This window comes from Arcanobacterium hippocoleae, from assembly GCF_031456295.1.
Taxonomy (GTDB): Bacteria; Actinomycetota; Actinomycetes; order Actinomycetales; family Actinomycetaceae; genus Arcanobacterium_A; species Arcanobacterium_A hippocoleae.
Genome location: NZ_JAVDUJ010000001.1, coordinates 482,962 through 506,476 on the forward strand (window position 1 = coordinate 482,962; position 23,515 = coordinate 506,476).

Below are 23,515 nucleotides of genomic sequence, written 5' to 3' on the forward strand. Positions count from 1 at the left end.
CGGAAAATAGCATGTCTGAAGCAATTAAAATGCCAGCCCTTGGCGAATCCGTCAGCGAAGGTACCGTTACCACCTGGTTGAAGCAAGTGGGCGATACTGTAGAACTCGATGAACCGATCTTAGAAGTTTCCACCGATAAGGTAGATACCGAAGTACCCGCCCCCGCAGCAGGGGTGCTCGAAAAGATCGAGGTTGGCGAAGATGAAACCGTTGATGTCGGCACGATCCTTGGCTATATTGGCGACGGTTCTGGTGCTGCTACCGCACCGGCAGCCGTGGCAGAAGCACCAGTGGCTTCTGCAGCCCCAGTAGCCGCTGCTCCAGTGGAAACCGGAACTGGCGTGGAAGTAAAGATGCCAGCCCTTGGCGAATCCGTCAGCGAAGGTACCGTTACCACCTGGTTGAAGCAAGTGGGCGATACTGTAGAACTCGATGAACCGATCTTAGAAGTTTCCACCGATAAAGTAGATACCGAAGTACCCGCCCCTGGCGCCGGAGTGATCACGAAGATCATTGTGCACGAAGACGAAACTGTAGAGGTTGGTACGGTACTTGCGATTATCGGCGGAGCTGCTGCGGCCCCTGAAGCATCTCCAGCTCCCGCAGCGCCAGCCGAGCCTGCAGTCAGCGCACCCGCTGCTGCCGCTCCAGCTCCCGTACCTGCTGTTGCTCCAGCGCTTGCTACTGACGAATCAGCATACGTCACACCAATTGTGCGCAAGTTAGCGAAGGATTTGGGCGTTTCACTCAGCTCGGTTAAAGGTACCGGCGTTGGCGGACGAATTCGCCGCCAAGATGTAACAGCAGCAGCGGAAGCCGCGAAAGCTGCAGCAGCTGTGCAGGTGGCAGCTGCTCCTGCTCCTGCCGCCGCTCCAGCAGCTCCAACTCCAGCTCCGGCTGCTGGATCAGTGAAGGCTGAAATTGCCAACAAAGCTGCACAGGCTGCTTCTTTGCGCGGTACCCGGCAGAAGATGACAGGATTACGCAAGACCATCTCCAAGCGCATGGTTGAATCTTTGCAAACTTCGGCACAGCTCACCACGGTAATGGAAGTTGATGTAACGAAGATCGTGAAGCTGCGCGCGCAGGCAAAGGATGCTTTCTTGGCTCGCGAAGGTGTAAAACTCACTTATCTGCCATTCTTTATTCAGGCAGCTACCGAAGCGCTCAAAGCACATCCAAAGATCAACTGCTCAATTGAAGATCACGAAGTTGTTTACCACGGCGAAGAACACGTGGGGATCGCCGTCGATTCACCGAAAGGTTTATTCGTACCAGTGATCCGCAATTGTGGAAACCTCAATATCGCAGGAATTTCCAAGGCTGTGGCTGATCTTGCCGCTCGCACACGAGATGGCAAGATCGGTGCTGATGAGCTCTCAGGATCAACGTTCACGATTACCAATACCGGTTCGATTGGTGCGCTTTTTGATACGCCGATCATTAATCAGCCAAATGTGGCGATTCTCGGTACCGGCGCGATTTTCAAGGCACCAGCAGTTGTTCAGGATATGGACGGAAATGAAACGATTTCGATTCGTTCCAAGTGTTATCTGGCCATCTCTTACGATCACCGAATCATTGACGGTGCAGATGCTTCACGCTATTTGCGCGATGTGAAGCTTCGTTTGGAAGAGGCTGATTTTGCCGGTGAGCTCGGGCTCTAATTTCAGTGCAGTAATCATCTTTGCTGGCAAAATCCAGCCTTGAGTTTTCCAGGGAAAACTCTTCGGGGGCGGGCGTGTACTTCTCACGCCCGCCTTTTTGCTTGTGGTCACCGCGGCTTGCCCGAGCTCTGGTGCTGATTGCTTTCAGGCAAATGATCAATTTCCGCGCTTTTTCTTCAGCAAAAAGTTTCGGTAGAGTTGTCACAGTTTCTGCCATTTCAAAAATTAGATCGAACGAGGAATCTATTGAATAAGTCCCGATCATTGCTTTCCACTTTCAGTGGCTACCGTGATTTACCGCGTCTGATGGGACGCGGTGAAATGTTGATTTCTTTTCTCGGAAGAATGCCACTTGCAATGAATATCATCGCGATCCTCACACTAGTGACGGTAGTTACCGGTTCAGTAGCGAATGCGGCGATCGTTTCGTCAGTACACGCGATCGCTACTGGCATCGGAAATCCAATCATCGGGCGCGCCTCAGATAAGTATGGTCAGCGTTTTCCTTTGCTTATCGCTGCGCCAATCAGCTTTTGTGCTGTGATCGGGATCGTCATCACCGTACATTTCCAGTTTGCAAATCTTTTTCTGCTTTCAATACTTGCCGGGATCGTCGGTTTCACTACCTCCCCGATCGGCGCCCTTGCCCGTGTGCGCTGGTATGAACTGACGAAAACGCCTCCGCAACTTGCCACAGCGCTTTCATGGGAATCAACAATTGACGAAATGTCTTTTGTGCTCGGTCCTGCATTCGTGGGAATCATCGCAGCCGCGATTTCTCCGCTCGCACCGCTTGTCGTAACGGCAATTATTATCGCTACCTGCGTGATCCCATTCGCGCTCTCAAAGCATGCTCCAAAACCGGTAGTACTTGCACCAGGCGAACTGCGACCTGGGATCTTCACGGTAATGCGGGCAGTGAGCGTGCCGCTGATCGCGATGTTTTGTCTGGGAATGTATTTCGGTTCAATTCAAGCTGCGCTTACCGCATTCATGCAAGATCTTGGCATTGCTGGGCGCTCAGGGTTAGTTTATGCATTTCAAGGCTTAGGTGCTGCACTGACAGCACTTGGAGCAGTATTTTTGCCCAAGCGTATTACTTCTGAGCAGCGGATTATTTTCGGTGCAATTGGCGTGGGTCTTGGCGCGATGGTGTGTTCGTTAATGATTGCTCCATTGCCTTTAGGGATCGTCATGTTTTTGACCGGCCTGATGATCGGCCCGCCATCGGTAGCTATTTTTACACTTGCTGGCGATAACGCTCCAAAAGGTGGCAGTGCAGTTGCAGTGACGGCACTTGGATCAATGAATGTACTTGGCGTATCGGCTGCTTCGATTGTGGCTGGGCAGGTAGTCGAAGTAAATCTGCATGCAGGTTTCTATGTACCGGCAGCTGCCGGCTTCTTGATGGCATTCGCGACGGCACTCGCTGCTCTCACACAGAAACGACGCTAATCAGCCACTCCGCCGTTGATCTGGATCAATCCTGCCTGCTGCCGATGCAGCTTTCATTTGGACGCTTCCTTTGCTTTCAACTAGACTCAACTAGTAGTTAAATATCCGCATTGATCATAAATATTTTAAGGGGAATGCAAATGGTGAAGGCTGATAGCAAGCAAGAAAAGGCAAAGCAGCCGAAGAAAAAGCGGTGGTATTCTTACCTTGCAGATGCATATCAGGTATCCCGGCGCACTTATCCATGGACTGGCTGGGCATTACTGGGAATATCACTGGGATTACTTGCAATATCGTTGCTGATTGCAGCTGCCACTGGAAATTGGATCCTCTGGACGATTTTTGGTGTAATGATCGCTATTACTGCTCCGCTTTTCCTCCTTACCGAGCTTGTAAAGCGTGCTTCTTACCAGCAAATTGAAGATATGCCTGGTGCCTCGTCTGCGGTGATGGGGCAGATCAAGCGCGGATGGGCATTTTCTGAGGAACCGGTACGCTTCAATCCACGCTCAAAGGAGATGGTATTTCGTGCGATTGGCAGGCCTGGTGTAGTACTTGTAGCAGAAGGAAATAGTGCCGGGATCCAGAAGATGATTCGCGAAGAACGGCAAGCAATTAAGCGTATTGCTCCGTCAGCTCCAGTCAGCGTAATTCTTGTCGGCAAAGGTGCAGGGCAGGTACCGCTTGCAAAACTGCAGCGGGCAATGCGGAAGCTCCCAAAGCAGATCACTAATCGTGAAGTAGCTGCACTCGCTACCCGTTTGCAGGCCGTAAATACAAATCAGCTTCCGCTTCCGAAGGGGATTGATCCGATGAAGGCTCGTGCCAGCCGGCGGGCAATGCGCGGATAAACGAGAGTTAAAATTCGCCTGCACAGATTTATCAAAGATCAGGCAGTGGCTGAAGCAGCATCTCTCGCTTCGTCCACTGCCTGATCTCATTATATTTCAAGATCTCGTCCGGATACCGTGCAAATTCTTTATATTATTTTTCGATAAGTTAAGATTCTAGAGGGAACGGTGAGCACTCTGCTGGTGGTAGCGATATTTTCTGCCAGCATACCTGAACTGCCACCTGCCAGGATTTAGGTAAATCCACTCGGATTTTGCTGTAATAGAACGCATTTGGAAGGTTTCGTGATGTTTGCATCTGTATCTGAAGCTACTGAGTTTATCCGTGCCGAAGGCATTGAATTTATTGATATTCGTTTTTGTGATCTGCCTGGTGTCATGCAGCATTTCGCGATCCCCGTCTCGGCATTCGACGACGATACCCTCACCGATGGATTAATGTTTGACGGCTCATCAATTCGCGGATTTACCGAGATCCACGAATCAGATATGAAACTCATCCCAGATCTTTCCACCGCTTATGTAGATCCATTCCGCAAGCGCAAGACTTTGATTATTAACTGTTCGGTAGTGGATCCTTTTACTGGCGAATCTTATCGGCGCGATCCGCGAAATATCGCTGCACGTGCTGAAGAGTATTTGCGTGCTACTGGAATTGCCGATACTTCATATATTGGCGCGGAAGCAGAATTTTATATTTTTGATTCGATTCGTTTTGGTGATACACCGCAAAATTCTTTCTACGCGATTGATTCAAAAGAAGCTTGGTGGAACACCGATAAAGAAGAAGAAGGCGGAAATCTTGGTTACAAGACCAGGATCAAAGGCGGTTACTTTCCCGTCTCCCCCAATGATCAAGAAGCTGATCTCCGCGATGAGATGACGGCAATCTGCCAACAGGTAGGTTTAAGAATTGAACGCCAGCATCACGAAGTTGGCACTGGCGGGCAGCACGAGATTAATTATACTTTCAGTTCGCTGCTTGCAGCTGCTGACGATATGATGAAGTTCAAATACGTGATCAAGAATGTCGCTTTTGCTGCTGGTAAGACGGCTACTTTTATGCCAAAGCCGCTCTTTGGTGATAATGGCTCTGGGATGCATTGCCATCATTCGCTGTGGAAGAATGGCGAACCACTTTTCTATGATGAGAAAGGCTATGGAGGGCTTTCCGATCTTGCACGCTGGTTTATTGGCGGATTGCTAAAGCATGCTCCGTCTTTATTGGCATTCACGAACCCCTCGGTAAATTCATTCCATCGTCTTGTGCCAGGTTTTGAAGCTCCGGTGAATCTTGTTTATTCTGCACGGAATCGTTCGGCTTGTATCCGGATTCCGGTAACAGGTTCTTCTGCAAAGGCAAAGCGCGTGGAATATCGCACACCCGATCCTTCCGCAAATCCATATCTTGCTTTTGCTGCGCAGCTCATGGCGGGCATTGACGGGATCAAGAATCGGATTGAGCCAGATGCACCAATCGATAAGGATCTCTATGAACTGCCACCGGAAGAGCATGCACAAATCAAGCAATTGCCAAGCTCACTCGAAGATGCTTTGCGCGCTTTGGAGGCGGATCATGATTATCTTACTGAGGGCGATGTGTTTACTGAAGATTTGATTCAGACCTGGATTGATTATAAGCGTGAGAAAGAAATTGCACCGCTTGCACAGCGTCCGCATCCATATGAGTATTCGCTCTATTGGGATCTCTAAGCTCGCAACTTTTTGAATATCAGAAATATTTACCGCTTAACTTGTAGCTGAAAGCAAGTTAAGCGGTTTTCTTTTTACATATAACTATCGTCACGAATAACTTGCAAAGCGAGTACTTATTTAAGGCATACTCTGGGGTAAACGTCCCATTTTGCAATGAAAGTTGCAAAGCGCGATTGGCAACTAAAGTTTCCGATAAAAATCCACGAGCGGAATATCAGTTACTAGGTTCAATCTCATTATTATCGCCAAAGAAAATTCGTTCAGTGATGCTGCGCGCATTGCGAGCCAGACGCAAGTAATCTTCGTTTAATTCGAGCCGCTGATGCATCGGGTATCCAAGGATCGCCGCAACTGTAGCATATTCAATCGCATCAAGCGGAAGCACATCTATTTTTGTAGCTTGTGTGCGTGCCGTACCCAAAAAGTTTGCATCTCGCACACGCGATGCAAAAATCCATGCATCATACAATATTTGTGTATCTGTATGATCCAGCAATTCTGCTTTCTTTGCGGCTTGCAGTGCCTGAATTGTACTTGGAGTACGTAATTGCTGATTCTTTTGCCCATGACACAATTGCAGAAATTGTGCCGTCCATTCAATATCGCTCAGTCCACCCGGCCCGAGTTTCAGATGCCGCTTGCGATCAATTCCACTGGGAATCCGTTCAGCTTCCATTCTTGCTTTTAGCATACGGATTTCACGAATTTCTTTTGCAGCCAGACCATTTTCGCGATAGCACACCGAGTGAGCTAAGTTCATAAACTCGCTTCCCAATTGTGCTGATCCCCCACAGTATCTGGCTCGCACCAGAGCTTGCCGCTCCCAGGTATCAACCCACCGAGAATAATACTGCTGGTAACTTGCAAAGGAACGCGAAAGCGGTCCATTTTTCCCTTCTGGGCGCAAACTTGCATCAATTGCTAATGCCGGCTCTGTGCTGCCAACACTAAGATATTGCACCAGCTCCCGCGCATATTCATTGGCGAGAAGATCAATATTTACCGCATCATGATCCAGCGCACGGTGGATCAAGAGCACGTCAGCATCTGAAGCATAACTGAGTTCTTTTCCACCAAACCGTCCCATTGCGATCACCGCAAACTCAAAAGGTAGCTGCGGAAGATCGTGTATCTGGCAAAGTTTAATACTTGCTGCATGTAATGCGGCTTCGATCGCAACTTCCGCACTATTACATAACGCCGTCTGCACTTGCGCTTCATCGATCAGCCCAAGAACTTGCGCCATTGCGGTGCGCAAAAATTCTTTCCGCCGCAGGTAGCGCCCAGCTGTGGCAATTTCTGCTGGAGTATTTTTTCGTGCGAGGATCGCATTCAATTCTTCTTGCAATTCTTTTGCAGAACGCGGTTGCAGCAAATCATCACTATCGAGCCAAGCGATTGCTTCCGATAATTTCGGAAGTTCCTGGGCTGCATATTTTGCACAGGAAAGAAGCTGTGCAAGCCGTTTCGCGGCGACGGAAGAATCACGTAAAGTGCGCAAATACCACGAAGTAGCCCCCATTTGTTCGGAAAGTATCCGAAATGAGCGTAACCCTTGATCAGGATCGGGCCCATTCCCGAACCAGCCAATTAATACCGGGAGCAGATGGCGTTGAATCATTGCAGTACGCGAAACACCTGCCGTCAACGCCTGGATTTGCGCCAAAGCTCCTTGCGGATCGCGATATCCGATTGCGGCAAGCCGTGCTTGAGCTGCTTGCGGCTGTAAAGTAACTTCAGCTTGACTAAGCTGTGCTACTGCTGGAATCAGTGGACGGTAATAGAGTTCAAGATGCAAGGCACGCACTTTTACCCGGATTTCTTGCCAGTATTTTTCGAGTGCTGCACCATTCGTGATCCCAGCAAGACTGCCACGTAAAGATCGCGCGATTACATTTAGTTCAGCAGCGGAAGTTGGCACAAGCTGTGAACGGCGAAATCTCCGGACTTGGATCCGATGTTCAAGAGTTCGTAAAAATTTATAGTGATCAGTGAGCTGAGTTGCATGGACACGAGAAATATATCCGCCATCGCTCAGCCGATCAATCGCTTCCAATGTGGAGCGTACCCGCAAGCTTTTATCTGTACGCCCATGCACAAGCTGAAGCAATTGCACCGTAAACTCAATATCCCGCAAACCGCCTTTTCCCAGCTTTAATTGCCGATCTGCATCTCTTTGCGGAATATGCGCAAGCACTCTCCGGCGCATTGCCTGCGAAGATTCAACAAAATTTTCACTTTCCGCCACATTCCATACCTGCTCATTTACTCCTTTAATGAGTGCTGTGGCAAGCTCAGTACAGCCAGCTGCTGGACGTGCCTTTAAGAGTGCCTGAAATTCCCAACCTTTTGCCCAATTTTGGTAATACTGCAAATATGATTCAAGAGTGCGTACGAGTGGCCCGTCTTTCCCTTCTGGCCGCAGATTCAGATCGATTTCCCATAATGCGGGAATCGCCCCCGCTGCCCCAACAATACGAGCAAGTTCGGCAGCAATTTTACTGCCAATCGCAATCACTTCTGACTCAGATATCGGCTCCGCAGATTGCTGGGCCTGCGCACCAGGTGCTGCGATATACAGCAAATCCACATCAGAAATATAATTTATTTCCTGCGCACCAGCTTTCCCCATTGCAACTACAGCAAAATCAATCTGATGCCCGCCAGGCACGATATTTTGCGCAATCTCCAATGCTCCAGCAAGCACAGCATCCACAAGATGCGAGATTGCACGCGAAATCACGCTAAATTCGTGTACTGAATTTGGCATTGCGAAATCAATAGCTACAATTTGGCTCATTCTTTGCCAGTAATGCTTCCGCAGAGCTGCGATTGCCAATCTACAAATTTCGCTATTTGACGCAAATGCGTCTTGATAATCCGCGAGCGCCTGGAATGCTAACTCGCGTTCCTGCTCAATTGTGGTGGCAAACGGTGAATCAGCCATTTGCGCAGAGTGAAAAATAGTTACCGCAAGTGGATGCGCGATCAGGAATTCGCTCAAAGCCAGCGAATATCCGAGAACTTGGAAGAGCGCTTTTGCCGCATTCTCATCTGCACAGATTTCCTGGAGTGCTGCCTGCGATTTTTCGCCTTTTGTTTTCGCTGCTTCGCTGAGTCTTAAGAAAGCGAGGAGTGCCGCATCAGGATCGGCTGCAACACTCAATTGTGCAAGTAGCCATTCCGGAGCAAGCTGGGAAAAAATTGGGTCGGCAAAAAGTTGCGCAGCCCGGGCAGAATCTGCAAACCCTGCCCGCACTAACTGTGCCTGAAAGCTCTCTGCCCGATTCATGATTCAGCCTTCTTGTCATTTCTGCGATTGAAAATAGTTTCGGAGTAAAATTTACTTACTCTGATTTTTTTATTTCCAATCAATTTCCACGCATAAAGCCTAAACGCTCAAAAGGTGTGACCTGGTAGCGGTACTGTTCCCATTCGTGTTCTTTATTCCGAAGAAAATACGCGAAAGTATCCTCACCTAGCGTACTTGCCACCAACTCAGATTTTTCCATCACAGTGATTGCTTCCTTTAATGAGAACGGGAGGGGCGCGATGCCATTTATTTTCCGTTCAAGCTCAGATAAAGCAGCCACATCTGTATCTACCGGATCAATTAGTTCATAATCATTTTCGATTCCCGCCAGCCCTGCATTTAAGATTGCCGCATATGCCAAATATGGGTTTGCTGCTGAATCAAGTGCACGATATTCGATCCGCGCAGAGCGCGGCTTACGCGGATTTATCGTGGGGATCCGGATCAATGCAGACTGGTTGTTCTTCCCCCACGCAATATGCGCTGGAGCTTCAAAACCTGCCCATAACCGCTTATATGAATTCACATGCTGATTTGTGATCGCCGTGATTTCCCGCGCATGGTGAATCAGTCCAGCAATAAATTTCCGTCCCGTCTTCGATAGCTGGAATTGTGCGCTTGCATCAAAGAATGCATTATTTTCACCCTCAAAAAGTGAGAAGTGCGTATGCATTCCGCTTCCAGGGTAGTCGATGAGCGGTTTTGGCATGAATGAAGCTTGCACACCTTGCTGCAGCGCGATCTGGTCTATTACCACCCGAAATGTCATTACCGCATCAGCCATTGTGAGTGCATCATCTACATGCAAGTCGATCTCATTTTGCCCAGGCCCCGCCTCATGGTGGGAAAACTCTACTGAGATCCCGATTTCTTCGAGAGTTTTGACGGCATCTGAGCGGAAATTTCGTGCCAGTGAACGGGAGATATTGTCGAAATATGAGCCATTATCGATCGGGCGCGGCGCAAGCGTCGGATCGTCTTGTTGATGGAAGAGATAAAACTCAATTTCAGGATGCACATAGAAAGTGAAGCCTGCATCTGCCGCCCGCTGCAGCGCACGCTTGAGCACTGCGCGCGGATCAGAACGCGCAGAAAGCCCATCAGGAGTGCGGATATCACAAAACATTCGTGCCGTCAGTTCTCCAGAATGGTACCAGGGAAGCACTTCAAAAGTGCTTGCATCAGGATGCATCACCATATCTGATTCGTGTACACGCGTGAGTCCTTCGACTGCTGATCCGTCAAAACCAATTCCGTCATTAAATGCCGATTCGAGCTCTGCCGGTGCGATCGCCACAGATTTCAAAGTACCAACTACGTCTGTAAACCATAAGCGGATAAAACGTACGCCTTGCTCTTGTACTTTGCGTAAAACCGCTTCTTCTTGCAGATCCATCCCGCTCTCCTTCTTTCGCTTTAAGTATATTGTGCCGTATCAACTGCACTTTTTACAGGTAGATGACTAAGATTGGAACAAATTCGGAAATTATTATTTCATCGCAAAAGTTCAGTTTTCTCGCAGCAAATCAAAATATTTGGTCGCTGCAGCTTTCGCGAATGCGGCGATGCACTAAAAATAAGGAGCAATTTTGGTAAAGAAGGTTCGCGCACACCACTTCCGCCAGATGAAGCATGAACGCACCCCGATTACGATGCTGACATCCTACGATGCGCTTACAGCACGCATTTTTGACCATGCCGGCACCGATATGCTTCTCGTAGGTGATTCTTACGGGAATGTCTGCCTTGGGTATGATTCCACGGTACGCGTAACGCTTGCCGACATGGTTCGCGCCACTGCAGCAGTATCCAGTGCTGCAGAACGCGCTTTTATTGTGGCTGACCTCCCGTTTGGAAGCTATGAGGCGTGCCCTGAAGAAGCCGTCCACTCTGCAGTGGAATTGGTGCGCGCCGGAGCAGAAGCAGTGAAACTTGAAGGCGGGAGACGCCAAGCACACACGATCAACGCGATCGTACAGGCAGGAATTCCAGTAGTGGCACATATCGGGTACACGCCGCAATCACAGAATGCACTAGGAGGAGCACGGGTACAAGGGCGCGGTGATGCCGCTGAGGAAGTGAAAGCCGATGCACTGGCAGTGGAAAAAGCTGGCGCGCTCGCGGTTGTACTTGAGATGGTACCTGCTGAGACGGCTACCGATATTACGGCTTCCCTTGAAATTCCGACGATCGGAATTGGTGCAGGAAATGGTTGTGACGGGCAAGTGCTTGTCTGGTCAGATATGGCGGGAATGACGGATTGGCAGCCAAGTTTCGTGCAGGTTTTCGGGCAAGTAGGGCAGGCGCTCACCGCAGCAGCATTAGATTATAATGAGGCTGTGCGCACCCGGCAGTTCCCTGATGCGCAACATTCTTTCACGAACTGAGTTCAAAATAAGATTCTTGATTCAACTTCAGGTTGGAAGATGGCAGTTAATCACAGGGGTTCACTGTTTTCTTTGCGCTCATCGAGTTACGTCTTCCTTCTCGTGTAGCTCTCCCAGAATCTGTTGTTTGCACTCCTCGTTCACTAAATTTTAATTGTCCATTTTGTTAGCTGTGAGAACTTGAGGTTAAAAAAATTGAGTAAAGATCCGCGCCGTGCCCCTTTAGGCGATCTCCAAGCAGGGAAACTCTCGCCGCGTCGTGCTGTGCCTGCAAGCATCGCGCGCCCGGAATATTTATTTCACGATGGTCCTGAGCAGGTAAATGCGCCTGAGGTAAAGAGTGCAGAAACGATTGAAAAAATCCGGCGCGCCTCGCAGATTGCTGCCGATGCCCTCTATACCGCAGGTGCAGCCGTCGCCCCCGGAATAACTACCGATGAGCTTGACCGCATCGCCCACGAGTATTTGTGTGATCATGGCGCTTATCCGTCCTGCCTTGGATATATGGGTTTTCCGAAGTCGATTTGTACCTCAGTGAATGAAGTAATCTGCCATGGGATCCCAGATGATCGTCCGCTGCAGGAAGGCGATATCGTGAATCTCGATGTGACAGCATATCTCGATGGGGTGCATGGGGATACGAATGCGATGTTCTATGCCGGTGAAGTAGATCAGGAATCACGGTTACTTTGTGAGCGTACTTATAGTGCAATGATGCGTGGGATCAAAGCAGTGCAGCCGGGACGTGCCATTAATGTAATTGGTCGTGTAATTGAATCCTATGCGAAGCGATTCAATTATGGCGTAGTCGAAGATTTTACTGGTCACGGCGTGGGCGAAGCTTTCCACTCTGGGCTGATCGTGCCCCATTATGATGCTGCTCCCCTTTTTGGAGAAATAATCGAGCCAGGAATGGTATTTACAATTGAGCCGATGCTCACACTCGGAGAAATCGATTGGGAACAATGGGACGACGATTGGACAGTACTCACAAAAGATCGTGGCCGCAGTGCGCAATGGGAACACACCATCGTAGTTACTGATCACGGAGCAGAAATCCTGACACTTCCATCAAAAGACCTCACTTCGCCCGCAATTCCAAAGTAAACTGAAGTGAAGCTGAAAAGAACTTATCTGCCAGAAATAGCATGGCATCGATTTCCAGATATAGTTGCAATATTTCCCGAAAGGACACTGCGTTGAAAAAGAAGTATCAGAAAATCGGAATCGGTATCGATGTGGGCGGCTCAGGTATCAAAGGTGCTCCCGTCAGCCTAAAAACAGGCAAATTCATTGACGAGCGTCTCCGTATTCCAACCCCGGAAAATAGTACTCCTGCCGAGATTGCACAGATCATCAAAGAGATTTCGGAATCTTTTGATCTTCCCAGTGAAATCCCAGTCGGAGTTTCTTTCCCGGCGCCGATCGTCAATGGCGTAGTGCCAATGATCGCAAACCTTTCCCAAGAGTGGAAAGATGTCCGCATCAATGAACTCTTAACGAAAGTGTTGAAGCGGCCAGTTACGGTGATCAACGACGCTGATGCGGCAGGTTACGCAGAAGTACATTTTGGTGCAGCTCACGGACACAACGGTACGATAATCGTGCTCACTTTAGGTACCGGCATCGGTTCAGCTTTGGTCCGAAATGGTGTGCTTTTGCCAAATTCTGAACTTGGCCATGTGCTGATGCCAAACGGTTTAGTAGCTGAAAAATGGGCTTCATCTGGCGTATTTGAACGCGAAGAGCTTTCCTACGAAGAATGGGCACAGCGGCTGGAGGAAATTTTCCGGTATTACGAGTTACTTTTCAGCCCTGATTTATTCATTGTGGGTGGAGGAATTTCGAAGAAATACAAGAAGTATGTACCGTTGATCGACACCCGTGCACAGATTGTGCCAGCAGAATTGCGCAATAGTGCCGGGATCGTGGGAGCGGCGCTGCTTGCGTATCAAGAATCTGAAAAATAACACTCCGCTTAATTGTCGATGATTCCTTTCTAACTACGAATCATCGACATATTTTACGAACGAGTTGGCCGATACGCCGGGTTCTGTCCGGGTTGCTGGCAGATAACGCCGGCAACCCGTGGCAACCATCCATCTACGCACTCACATTACTGTGAGACTCTAGCAGCCTACCCGCACACTCAACGGGACGCCTCAAGGTGTGCTGCTTGGCCTTGCTCCCAGTGGGGTTTACCATGCCGTTTCCGTCACCGGAAACGCGGTGAGCTCTTACCTCGCCTTTTCACCCTTACCATACACTGCTTTTGCTAATGCAAAATATGATGGCGGTTTGTTTTCTGTGGCACTTTCCTGCGGGTCACCCCGAGTGGGTGTTACCCACCACTGTTCCCTGCGGAGCCCGGACGTTCCTCGGGCAGTATTTTCACTTATCGTGATCACTGCACGCGGTTGCCTAGCCAACTCGCTCGCATCAAGTATTCTAACTGGAGTCAGCACGAATTTGAAATACATGCTGATCAGTGACTAAACACCACCTAGCAAGCAATTTGAAAAACACGAGATTACTTTCGCCCACAAAGCTGATTTATGCTTTTCTCGCAGCTGATCTCACGATGTTTTGGTAAGGTATGGATATGCTGATACTTCTGCCTCCTTCAGAGGGGAAAACACCTCCTGCCGTCGGCCCACACCTTGATTTTGCGACATTTAAATATCGGGAATTCAATAGTCTCCGCCGCGAAATCGCCCAAGAACTGTGCAAAATTTCCGTCCGTGAAGATGCGTTAGAAATTTTGCGGGTGGGCGCCGCTGCCAGTAATACGGTGCGTGCGCAAGCCGATCTGTTTGCATTGCCGTGCGCGCCAGCTCATCAAATTTACACTGGCGTGCTTTACAATGCTCTCGATTTTTCGAGCCTTACTGCAAGCCAACAGAGTTTTGCTGAAAAATCAGTAATAATTTTTTCTGGACTATTTGGAGTACTCGGCTTGGAAGATTTGATTCCGATCTACAGACTTACAATGGGCACAAAATTGCCGCTGCTTGGGAACACAAAAAATCTTTGGAAACAAGAGTTACATGGTTTCGATATTGGCGAGAATGAATTGATCATTGATTGTCGTTCGGGGAACTATCAGGTCTGGGATCCACCAAAATCTGCTGCTTGGATCACAATTACTGCCGAACGAGAAGTGGACGGACGCAGAAAAGTAGTCTCGCATAATGCGAAGCATTATCGGGGGATGCTGACGCGGGCACTCATCACACAACAAGCAGATATTTCCAGTAGCGCAAAACTGCACGAGTTCGCTCAAGAGTATCTCGTAGCTGATGGCACTATCTCAAAAGTGGAGCTGCATTCGGGAAAAACAGCCAAAAGCCCGGAGAAACTTGTGCTGATACAGAAATGAGAACCGTTTTTATTTCTTTCACCAAATAGGTGCGAAAGTCTGCTGCAAAGTCTTGGTTTATAAGCAGGCTTTAGATTCGCTCTCTCCACGGATCGGTAATTATCGTCGAGATATATGTATCTACCTCAAGTTCGGTAGCAAGTAATGCACGCAGTTTCGGCAAAAGCGGCCATTCGGAGGCGAAATGCGTTAAACCAATGAGTGCGCAACCGCCGTCCCAAAGATGATCAGTTGCCCGGTGGTGGCGCAAATCTGCCGTAATATATGCATCTACCTGCGCTTCGCGTACTGTACTAAGAAATGAATCACCTGCACCCGGGGAAAGCGCGATGCGTTTTACGATTCTTTCCGGATCTCCTCCAATTGTAATTCCTGCCGGAGTTTGCGGAATCAATGCTTTTAATCTTTGCGCAAGTTCGCGCACGCTCATTGTCAATGGTAAATCGCCGATTCTCCCGATCCCAAGTGCGGGTTGCTGTGGATTTGGCGCTAAAGGCTTTCGATTTTCGAGTTTTAGTAGATCTGCGAGCGCGTCGGCAGAACCGTTTTGGGCGGCATCAGCATTTGTGTGCGCGGCGAAAAGTGCACAGTCATTTTTGATCAAACGATGCACCCATGCGCCTTTTCCAGTGTGGGCAGCTACTGACGAGGTGCCCCGCAAATATAACGGATGGTGTGTGATAAGCATTTGCGCGCCACGCTCAATTGCTTCATTGATGGTAGCTGCACATGGATCGACGGAAAAGCCAATAAGTTTTACTTCCTGCGCCGGATCCCCTACTACTAGACCGACTCGATCCCATTCTTCTGCCAGCTGTAGCGGATAGAATTTATGCATTACGGCTTCGACTTGCGCAACAGTGATCTTCATAGTTGAAGTTTACCGCAGGGGCTTTGCTTCTTGCCATGAAACACTTTCGTCCTGCCTGTTTTTCTTCAGCAGCTAGACTGCACCAACACCTGGACGTGTCGGGATTTCCGTCCTGCATTTTGGGGTAAGCTTTCACTTTTCGTTACATAGCGTCTTGAAATTTGCCGATAATCCTTCTTTTTGCGTACATTCGGCTAATTTTCAACAGTTATGCAAGTTGTGAATTAATGAACTATTCATACAAAATTTAATTTTTCAAGATACCCTGAGGAAGACAATTAAATTAGCGCATTTGGCGCCTTTCCACCTTAGGGGGGGGGAATGACAAAGAAGATTATTTCCGGACTCATCGCTTTCTTTTTGATGTGTACCGGATTTTTTAGTGCCAGCACTGCTTTTGCCGCTTCTGGCGATTCGGTGACAATTAACTACTATATTGTTGACGGTGAACTGAATAAAGTAACTGCCAATGACGAAAACAATTATAAACTGTCTGAAAAAGTGGTTTACAAACCAGAGCAGTTCACAGAACAACTTGGAAAGCATAACGCATTAGCCCATACCAATGAAGGCTTAATCAAGATGCGCCCATTCATGGGCTGGTCAACGCTAAAGCGTGCTGATTTTGATAAAACTGCAGAAGGTCAGCTTTACTCGGAAACACAAACTGTAGGTGAGGTAGTTAAAGCTAATCCAGAATTAAAGGAGATCACGCTTTACTCACTTTATGATGGTCGAATCGGCAAGTCCATCTCACTTTTGGGTAAAGACATTCCGTTTGCGAATAGCAACTATAACCGTCACGTTGATATCCGGATGAATCACGGCATGACAAAAGATACAGTTTCTACTATGTTCTCTCGCGATTTGACGCTCAAGGATTACGCTGAAGAACCCTATGAGATTAAATATAGTGGAAATGGTTTCGCAGATACCGATCGCGGAAAACACAATATCAATACCACAATCAGCGCTTATATTGATCAAGAGATCCCACAATACAATCTTGGTGCCACTGCGCTATTCAATTACAACAAAGGTATTGCCTTCGTCGTCAAAACCAACGCCGGGCATTGGGGCACCCCACTTCGCGATTCTGAAGTTGAGATGACGATGTTACTCGATGAGAATTATGTTTCAATTCCGAATCGGATCGAAGGATTAACTTTCTCCTCCTATACTTTCCAGCTCAAGCGTGCTTTTGGATACACCGCTGATGGCAAAAAGAAGGATGTGGATTTGGAAATCACCAAATACTCTCCAGAGTCCCCATTAACATCCTTTAATCTTGCAAACTTGTCAGGATTAAAGAACATCACTCTCGTAGCGAAGCCGAAGAACCAGACAGACGATAATAAAAACATTGATGCAGTTTCAAAGTTTACCGCGAAAGAATATACCCAGGATATGCTTTTACATATGCCGCAAGGTGTGGCTTTCATTCCACAGGAAAAAGCTGTAAAAGCTGCAAATGAGCAGCAGATCATCGCCACAAGCGGCAGTGTGTCTGGAACTATTGCCCATACTTCCATAGGCCCATTTAGCCCGTCGGACACTATCAGCCTGCGCGAATCAAATGCTATTAACATCAAATTCGTTCCGGCAATGGTGAACTTTATTGATAATGGTGCAAAACTCGGTGGCACTGATGCCTCACTTGGCTACGCTAAATTTGCGCTCAACGGAAAACTCGCAGATGACGTATTCAATACTGGCACCGCCCCTGCCCCATTAACTGACGCTAATGGCACGAAGACGACTGCAGGCGACTCGATGCACGCATGGGTCGTTGGTGAAAATTACAGTGTTAACGGAACGTCTCGCACCTTCGCCGGCTGGAATACAAAGGCTGATGGCACAGGTACTATGGTCTATGCGAACACTAAGCTCACTAAGGATTTATTCAATGCCGCCGAGGCCGATGTAGAAGATCTCAAACTCTACGCAATGTGGCAGGGAAATGTGAAATACAAATTTGCTGCCGACCCGAAGCTGACAGACGCTCCTGCATTACCGCAATCAGTAATGCAAAAGCTTCCTGCACAAGGTACTGCGATTATCGGTGCTGAAGTAACGCCGGCAGTAGTAAATTCTGATCCGATTGTAGACAATGTGAACCGAGGCAAGTGGATCTTCAAGGGATGGACTCCTGCCACAGCAACACTACCATTTTCTGGAGAACTTACCTTTACCGGATACTGGACCTTCACCAAAAACCCAGTCGCTCCAGTCAATTACAAGTTCGCAGTAAACCCGAAAACCACCAACAGCCCGACCCTCCCAGATTTCCTCAAGAAGTACTTACCGCCAAGCACTTCCACAGAAATCGGCACACAAGTAACACCAACACCAATTAACCCAGGCACACAAGAAGATTCGGCAAACGGCGGCAAATGGACTTTTGACGGATGGAACCCTGCCACAGCAACAGAAGTAACCAAAACAGGAATCACCTTTACCGGATACTGGACCTTCACCAAAAACCCAGTCGCTCCACAGCCAAAACCATCTGACCCAATTATTGAACCAAAGAAGCCAGAAATCACTCCACAACCAAAACCTTCCGACCCAATTATTGAACCAAAGAAGCCAGAAATCACTCCACAACCAAAACCTTCCGACCCAATCGTCGAGCCAAAGAAGCAAGATCAGCAAGACCTTGCGAAAACCGGCTCAACACTTGGATTACCGGGAGCATTAGCTGCACTCTTTGTAATTGTGGGCGTTATAATTGCGCTCCGCACTCGCAAACACAGCTAAACAAAACTAAAACAAGATAGAGTTTGGCTGCATCCAAATTTTGGATGCAGCCAAACTCTATTTCACTATCTGAAAAATAAAATCACTCACCTTACTCAACTTCCTGCCGCAAAATTCTTTCCCGAACCCAGCTAAACACCGCTCCACCTGATCTTCCGCCGGTGGCAATAATGGCAGCATATTTTCAGGGCGCTCATCACGATATTCAAAAGTGATTGTCGTCGAGAATGCATCTTGTGGCATCACCCGCAAAGTCTCTTTCAGAGCTTTCAAAATCATCCCACATAAAAATTATCTTAGGTTAGCGTTACCCAAAATAATTTGAGCAAGGGCTAATCACAAGATACTAAAGTATGAATAACTTAAGCATTATTACGTTCTTTTGATCAAAAGCCCTTTTATACAAGAAGCAGTGCAGCGCAAAATACTACGTCCGAACCGGTATTCCTGATCAAGCCAGGATCATCGGTTCGAATGTATTTATTAGGAGGGTGATGAAATGAAAGCTAGATCGCGGTGTAGCCCCCGTCAATTGGGATGGCTGCACCTGTGATAAAAGATGCTTCATCACTTGCAAGGAAGGTGATCAGCGAAGCTACTTCCCAGCTTGCACCAAGACGACGTGCTGGGTGCAGCTTACGATAAACTACTTTCTGATCTTCTGGAATGAGTGGTGTATCAATTACACCTGGGCACACTGCATTTACACGAATCCCTTCTTCTGGATACGAGCATCCTGCTGCATGTGTCATATTGACGACGCCGCCTTTAGCTGAAGAGTATGCAATATTATCAGGCACTGCTACAAGACCGAACATCGATGCAAGATTAATTATTGCACCTCCTTTGCCCTGTAAACGCATTTGTTGAATTGCATGCTTATTTGTGAGCATGATACCGGTATAGTCCACATCATTAACTTTCTGCCAGTTGGCAAGGAGTTCGTCATCGATATGCTTTGAAATACCGCCAATACCTGCGCTTGCTACACAGATGTCAAGTTTGCCAAACTCTTCTACAGCCTTGTTCACCGCAGCTTTAATATCGTCTTCTTTGGTTACATCAGTTTTAATGAAGAGAGCACCAATTTCTTCAGCTACTTCAGCACCTTTATCGCTGTAATCTGCAATGACTACTTTTGCGCCACTTTCAAGCATTCGCTTAGCTGTAGCTAAACCTAATCCAGATGCTCCACCAGTAATCAACGCGACTTTATCAGACAGATCATATTTAATTTTACGAATTTCTTCAGCCATCTTATCTCCTCAGCATTCAGCATTAGCATCAGAACGTTTCGTTCCTTGTGATGAGGGTAACTTAATCAATCAGAAGAGTCAATAGAAAGTGCGAAGCGGTTTTTTTATTATGGTGGAAAGTGCAGGTAGGTGGGTGGTTTATCCGGTTGTTGAGATGAATAAGCCTGTAAAACAAAAAAATAAGAGAGGATTTTTCCTCTCTTCACTCTTCTCTTTTTTTCTTTTTGTTTTTGTTTTGTGTTGTTGGTTTTTAACCCCATCTTTTTTTGGGTGTTGTTTTTTTTAAAACCCCCACACGTGTGCTCTCTGTTATTTCAGGAGGAGGCTTGTGTGGGGGTTTTAAACTATTGTGTATTTAATTTTTGGTGACGGCAGTGTCCTACTCTCCCACACCCTGGCGGGTGCAGTACCATCGGCGCTTGCAGGCTTAGCTTCCAGGTTCGGGATGGATACTGGGCGTTTCCCTGCTGCTATGACCACCGTCAAAACTTTGGGGTACACATACTCATATCTAGATATGTGTCATAAATCTGACTACTCTCCACACGCATACACGCTAAACACATATGTGTGTGTTCTTTGTTTGGTGGTTCAGAATTGTATAGTAGACGCGTTGCAAAAGAAATTTTTTTAATCGTTTTATAATGAAGTGATCGGCCATTAGTACCAGTCAGCTCTACACACGTTACCATGCTTCCACTTCTGGCCTATCAACCCCATGGTCTATAGGGGGCCTTCCACACTCGAAAGAGTGTATCGAGAATTTATCTTGAAGCAGGCTTCCCACTTAGATGCTTTCAGCGGTTATCCTTTCCAAACGTAGCAAACCAGCCATGCACCTGGCGGTACAACTGGCACACCAGAGGTTTGTCCATCCCGGTCCTCTCGTACTAGGGACAGCCCTTCTCAATTCTCATACGCGCGCAGAGGATAGGGACCGAACTGTCTCACGACGTTCTGAACCCAGCTCGCGTGCCGCTTTAATGGGCGAACAGCCCAACCCTTGGGACCTACTCCAGCCCCAGGATGCGACGAGCCGACATCGAGGTGCCAAACCATGCCGTCGATATGAACTCTTGGGCAGGATCAGCCTGTTATCCCCGGGGTACCTTTTATCCGTTGAGCGACGGCGCTTCCACAAGCCACCGCCGGATCACTAGTTCCTACTTTCGTACCTGCTCGACCTGTCGGTCTCACAGTCAAGCTCCCTTGTACACTTACACTCAACACCTGATTGCCAACCAGGCTGAGGGAACCTTTGAGCGCCTCCGTTACATTTTAGGAGGCAACCGCCCCAGTTAAACTACCCACCAGGCACTGTCCCTGAACCAGATCATGGTCCAAGGTTAGACATCCAGCACGATCAGAGTGGTATTTCAACAATGACTCCACACTAACTGGCGTTAATGCTTCAAAGTCTCCCACCTATCCTACACAAACCGTACCAAACACCAATACCAAGCTATAGTAAAGGTCCCGGGGTCTTTCCGTCCTTCTGCGCGTAACGAGCATCTTTACTCGTAATGCAATTTCACCGAGTTCGCGGTTGAGACAGTGGAGAAGTCGTTACGCCATTCGTGCAGGTCGGAACTTACCCGACAAGGAATTTCGCTACCTTAGGATGGTTATAGTTACCACCGCCGTTTACTGGGGCTTAAATTCTCAGCTTCGCCCAAAAAGGGCTAACCAGTCCTCTTAACCTTCCAGCACCGGGCAGGCGTCAGTCCGTATACATCCACTTACGTGTTCGCACAGACCTATGTTTTTGATAAACAGTCGCTTCTCCCTGGTTTGTGCCACCATCAACCCTAGCCCGTAAAAGAGCTTCAAGTATCCGGTCCTCCTTCTTCCAAAGTTACGGAGGTATTTTGCCGAGTTCCTTAACCACGATTCACTCGAACGCCTTAGTATACTCTACTCGACCACCTGTGTCGGTTTAGGGTACGGGCGGCTAGAACCTAACGTCGAGGCTTTTCTTGGCACCACAGGATCACCCTACTTCCCACAAAAAATGCGGTCATCATCCAGCCTCACCCACAAAGTCTCCCGGATTTACCTAAGAAACGGGCTGCGCTGTTAAACGTGGCAAGCCATAAGCCACGCGGAAGCTACCACTGTGCGTCACCCCTGTTAACACGCTTGCCTACCACAAGATCAGTTCCCACGCGCACCAAAACTCTCAACCCAAAAGGAAGAAAGCCAGGATTGGATGGTTAGTATCACAAGCTTCAGCACGGACGGTTCTTCGCCGGTACCAGAATAACAACTGGTTGCCCATCGACTACGCCTGTCGGCCTCGCCTTAGGACCCGACTAACCCAGGGCGGAACAACCTGGCCCTGGAACCCTTGGTCATACGGCGGAAGGGATTCTCACCCTTCATTCGTTACTCATGCCTGAATTCTCACTCGCACACAATCCACAACCGTTCACACGACTGCTTCACCTCATGCACGACGCTCCCCTACCCAACAATAAAAAATTGCTGCCACGGTTTCGGCGGTGTACTTAGCCCCGCTACATTGTCGGCGCAGAATCACTTGACCAGTGAGCTATTACGCACTCTTTCAAGGATGGCTGCTTCTAAGCCAACCTCCTGGTTGTCACAGCAACTCCACATCCTTTCCCACTTAGCACACGCTTAGGGGCCTTAACCGATGATCTGGGCTGTTTCCCTCTCGACTACGGAGCTTATCCCCCGCAGTCTCACTGCCACGCTAACTTAAACCGGCATTCGGAGTTTGGCTGACCTCAGTACCCCGATAAGGGCCATCAGCCATCCAGTAGCTCTACCTCCGGCAAGCAACACGCAACGCTGCACCTAAATGCATTTCGGGGAGAACCAGCTATCACGGAGTTTGATTGGCCTTTCACCCCTACCCACAGCTCATCCCCTCCATTTTCAACTGAAGTGGGTTCGCGCCTCCACACGCTCTTACACGTGCTTCACACTGGCCATGGGTAGATCACCCCGCTTCGGGTCTAGAACATGCAACTAAACGCTTTTTAAAACTCGCTTTCGCTACGACTCCCCCACACGGGTTAACCTCGCTACATGCCACTAACTCTCAGGCTCATTCTTCAAAAGGCACGCCATCACCCCCACAAAGAAGGCTCTGACGGATTGTAAGCGTCCGGTTTCAGGTACTATTTCACTCCCCTCCCGGGGTACTTTTCACCATTCCCTCACGGTACTAATCCACTATCGGTCACGCACAGTATTTAGGCTTACAAAGTGGTCTTTGCAGATTCACACGAAATTTCACGAGTCCCGTGCTACTTGGGAAAACACGCCAACAAGACCAAAACATTTCAACTACGGGACTATCACCCACTACGGTAAGGCTTCCCAACCTTTTCATCTATGCCCTGATTTTATCACTCGCCAGACCCTTATCGGAAGGTCCAAGACGGTCCCACAACCCCGAATGTGCAACGCCCGATGCTATCACACACACCCGGTTTAGCCTCCTACGCTTTCGCTCGCCACTACTCACGCAATATCTTTTCCTGCAGGTACTAAGATGTTTCACTTCCCTGCGTTACCCCCAAACACCCTATACATTCAGATGCCGGTAACTGGGCATAACCCCAGCCAGGTTCCCCCATTCGGAAATCCTCGGATCACAGCTCGTTTGCCAACTCCCCGAGGCATATCGCAGGCTACAACGTCCTTCATCGGCCATGCGTGCCAAGGCATCCACCGAACGCCCTTAAACACTTACAACAAAACAAATTGATTAAAAACCAAAGATGCTCGCGTCCACTATACAATTCTCAACCACCAAACCAACACCAAACCAACAAACACCAAAAAAGCATCCATCAGCCCAAGCAGTCAAACCAGGTGTTACCCCGAAA

At 48.4% G+C, this 23,515-nt stretch carries 14 protein-coding genes, 2 rRNA genes and 1 other RNA gene; 9 read left to right on the plus strand and 8 right to left on the minus strand.

What is annotated here, in order from left to right; genetic code table 11:
- The first annotated feature begins 11 nt into the window (after positions 1-11).
- The 4 genes from sucB to glnA (J2S36_RS02145) all read left to right on the plus strand — a co-directional run bounded on the left by sucB (position 12) and on the right by glnA (J2S36_RS02145) (position 5,686).
- Positions 12-1,667: a 2-oxoglutarate dehydrogenase, E2 component, dihydrolipoamide succinyltransferase gene (gene sucB, locus J2S36_RS02130; RefSeq protein WP_309955065.1), complete on the plus strand. Its 1,656-nt coding sequence runs from the start codon at positions 12-14 to the stop codon at positions 1,665-1,667.
- A 246-nt stretch (positions 1,668-1,913) separates the two neighbouring features.
- A complete protein-coding gene (locus J2S36_RS02135; RefSeq protein WP_309955067.1) occupies positions 1,914-3,122 on the plus strand; it encodes an MFS transporter in 1,209 nt (402 codons plus the stop codon).
- Positions 3,123-3,262: 140 nt separating this feature from the next.
- On the plus strand, positions 3,263-3,973 hold the full coding sequence (locus J2S36_RS02140) for a DUF4191 domain-containing protein (protein WP_309955069.1): 711 nt from the start codon (positions 3,263-3,265) through the stop codon (positions 3,971-3,973).
- A gap of 288 nt (positions 3,974-4,261) precedes the next feature.
- Positions 4,262-5,686, plus strand: a complete 1,425-nt coding sequence (glnA, locus tag J2S36_RS02145) for a type I glutamate--ammonia ligase (RefSeq protein ID WP_309955071.1) — start codon at positions 4,262-4,264, stop codon at positions 5,684-5,686.
- A gap of 217 nt (positions 5,687-5,903) precedes the next feature.
- On the opposite strand, the gene J2S36_RS02150 is transcribed toward glnA (J2S36_RS02145), so the two are convergent.
- Together J2S36_RS02150 and glnA (J2S36_RS02155) are read right to left on the minus strand one after the other, a co-directional pair.
- Complete coding sequence (locus J2S36_RS02150; RefSeq protein ID WP_309955073.1) at positions 5,904-8,981, minus strand: bifunctional [glutamine synthetase] adenylyltransferase/[glutamine synthetase]-adenylyl-L-tyrosine phosphorylase; 3,078 nt, start codon at positions 8,979-8,981, stop codon at positions 5,904-5,906.
- A 79-nt stretch (positions 8,982-9,060) separates the two neighbouring features.
- Complete coding sequence (gene glnA, locus J2S36_RS02155) at positions 9,061-10,398, minus strand: type I glutamate--ammonia ligase (protein ID WP_309955074.1); 1,338 nt, start codon at positions 10,396-10,398, stop codon at positions 9,061-9,063.
- Between the two features lie 190 nt (positions 10,399-10,588).
- Here glnA (J2S36_RS02155) and panB point away from each other — a divergent pair, with 190 nt between their 5' ends.
- The 3 genes from panB to ppgK all read left to right on the plus strand — a co-directional run bounded on the left by panB (position 10,589) and on the right by ppgK (position 13,359).
- A complete protein-coding gene (gene panB, locus J2S36_RS02160; protein WP_309957442.1) occupies positions 10,589-11,389 on the plus strand; it encodes a 3-methyl-2-oxobutanoate hydroxymethyltransferase in 801 nt (266 codons plus the stop codon).
- A 195-nt stretch (positions 11,390-11,584) separates the two neighbouring features.
- The gene (gene map, locus J2S36_RS02165) at positions 11,585-12,496 is read left to right on the plus strand and encodes a type I methionyl aminopeptidase (RefSeq protein WP_309955076.1); all 912 of its coding nucleotides are present in this window, start codon (positions 11,585-11,587) and stop codon (positions 12,494-12,496) included.
- Between the two features lie 92 nt (positions 12,497-12,588).
- Positions 12,589-13,359 carry a polyphosphate--glucose phosphotransferase gene (gene ppgK / locus J2S36_RS02170; protein ID WP_309955078.1) on the plus strand — a complete coding sequence of 257 codons (771 nt, stop codon included), beginning with the start codon at positions 12,589-12,591 and terminating at the stop codon, positions 13,357-13,359.
- 56 nt (positions 13,360-13,415) lie between these two features.
- Here ppgK and rnpB read toward each other — a convergent pair.
- An RNA gene (gene rnpB, locus J2S36_RS02175) (RNase P RNA component class A) lies at positions 13,416-13,822 on the minus strand.
- A 169-nt stretch (positions 13,823-13,991) separates the two neighbouring features.
- Between rnpB and J2S36_RS02180 the strand changes: the two genes are divergently transcribed.
- Positions 13,992-14,768 carry a YaaA family protein gene (locus J2S36_RS02180; RefSeq protein ID WP_309955080.1) on the plus strand — a complete coding sequence of 259 codons (777 nt, stop codon included), beginning with the start codon at positions 13,992-13,994 and terminating at the stop codon, positions 14,766-14,768.
- Between the two features lie 70 nt (positions 14,769-14,838).
- Here J2S36_RS02180 and J2S36_RS02185 read toward each other — a convergent pair whose 3' ends face one another.
- A complete protein-coding gene (locus tag J2S36_RS02185) occupies positions 14,839-15,639 on the minus strand; it encodes a Nif3-like dinuclear metal center hexameric protein (protein ID WP_309955082.1) in 801 nt (266 codons plus the stop codon).
- Positions 15,640-15,960: 321 nt separating this feature from the next.
- Between J2S36_RS02185 and J2S36_RS02190 the strand changes: the two genes are divergently transcribed.
- Positions 15,961-18,399, plus strand: coding sequence for an SHIRT domain-containing protein (locus tag J2S36_RS02190; protein ID WP_309955084.1), 2,439 nt, complete (start codon positions 15,961-15,963; stop codon positions 18,397-18,399).
- 57 nt (positions 18,400-18,456) lie between these two features.
- On the opposite strand, the gene J2S36_RS02195 is transcribed toward J2S36_RS02190, so the two are convergent.
- The 4 genes from J2S36_RS02195 to J2S36_RS02210 form a co-directional block, all read right to left on the minus strand.
- Complete coding sequence (locus tag J2S36_RS02195; protein WP_309955086.1) at positions 18,457-18,645, minus strand: hypothetical protein; 189 nt, start codon at positions 18,643-18,645, stop codon at positions 18,457-18,459.
- 260 nt (positions 18,646-18,905) lie between these two features.
- On the minus strand, positions 18,906-19,655 hold the full coding sequence (locus J2S36_RS02200) for an SDR family NAD(P)-dependent oxidoreductase (RefSeq protein ID WP_309955087.1): 750 nt from the start codon (positions 19,653-19,655) through the stop codon (positions 18,906-18,908).
- A gap of 366 nt (positions 19,656-20,021) precedes the next feature.
- A 5S ribosomal RNA gene (gene rrf / locus J2S36_RS02205) occupies positions 20,022-20,139 on the minus strand.
- Between the two features lie 156 nt (positions 20,140-20,295).
- Positions 20,296-23,381, minus strand: a 23S ribosomal RNA gene (locus tag J2S36_RS02210).
- Positions 23,382-23,515 lie beyond the last annotated feature (134 nt).

Bases quoted from the DNA above. Each gene is read 5' to 3' on its own strand.
- glnA (WP_309955071.1), top strand. From the start codon at position 4,262: ATGTTTGCATCTGTATCTGAAGCTACTGAGTTTATCCGTGCCGAAGGC.
- J2S36_RS02190 (WP_309955084.1), top strand. From the start codon at position 15,961: ATGACAAAGAAGATTATTTCCGGACTCATCGCTTTCTTTTTGATGTGT.
- J2S36_RS02150 (WP_309955073.1), bottom strand. From the start codon at position 8,981: ATGAATCGGGCAGAGAGCTTTCAGGCACAGTTAGTGCGGGCAGGGTTT.
- sucB (WP_309955065.1), top strand. From the start codon at position 12: ATGTCTGAAGCAATTAAAATGCCAGCCCTTGGCGAATCCGTCAGCGAA.
- glnA (WP_309955074.1), bottom strand. From the start codon at position 10,398: ATGGATCTGCAAGAAGAAGCGGTTTTACGCAAAGTACAAGAGCAAGGC.
- J2S36_RS02140 (WP_309955069.1), top strand. From the start codon at position 3,263: ATGGTGAAGGCTGATAGCAAGCAAGAAAAGGCAAAGCAGCCGAAGAAA.
- J2S36_RS02180 (WP_309955080.1), top strand. From the start codon at position 13,992: ATGCTGATACTTCTGCCTCCTTCAGAGGGGAAAACACCTCCTGCCGTC.
- J2S36_RS02185 (WP_309955082.1), bottom strand. From the start codon at position 15,639: ATGAAGATCACTGTTGCGCAAGTCGAAGCCGTAATGCATAAATTCTAT.
- J2S36_RS02200 (WP_309955087.1), bottom strand. From the start codon at position 19,655: ATGGCTGAAGAAATTCGTAAAATTAAATATGATCTGTCTGATAAAGTC.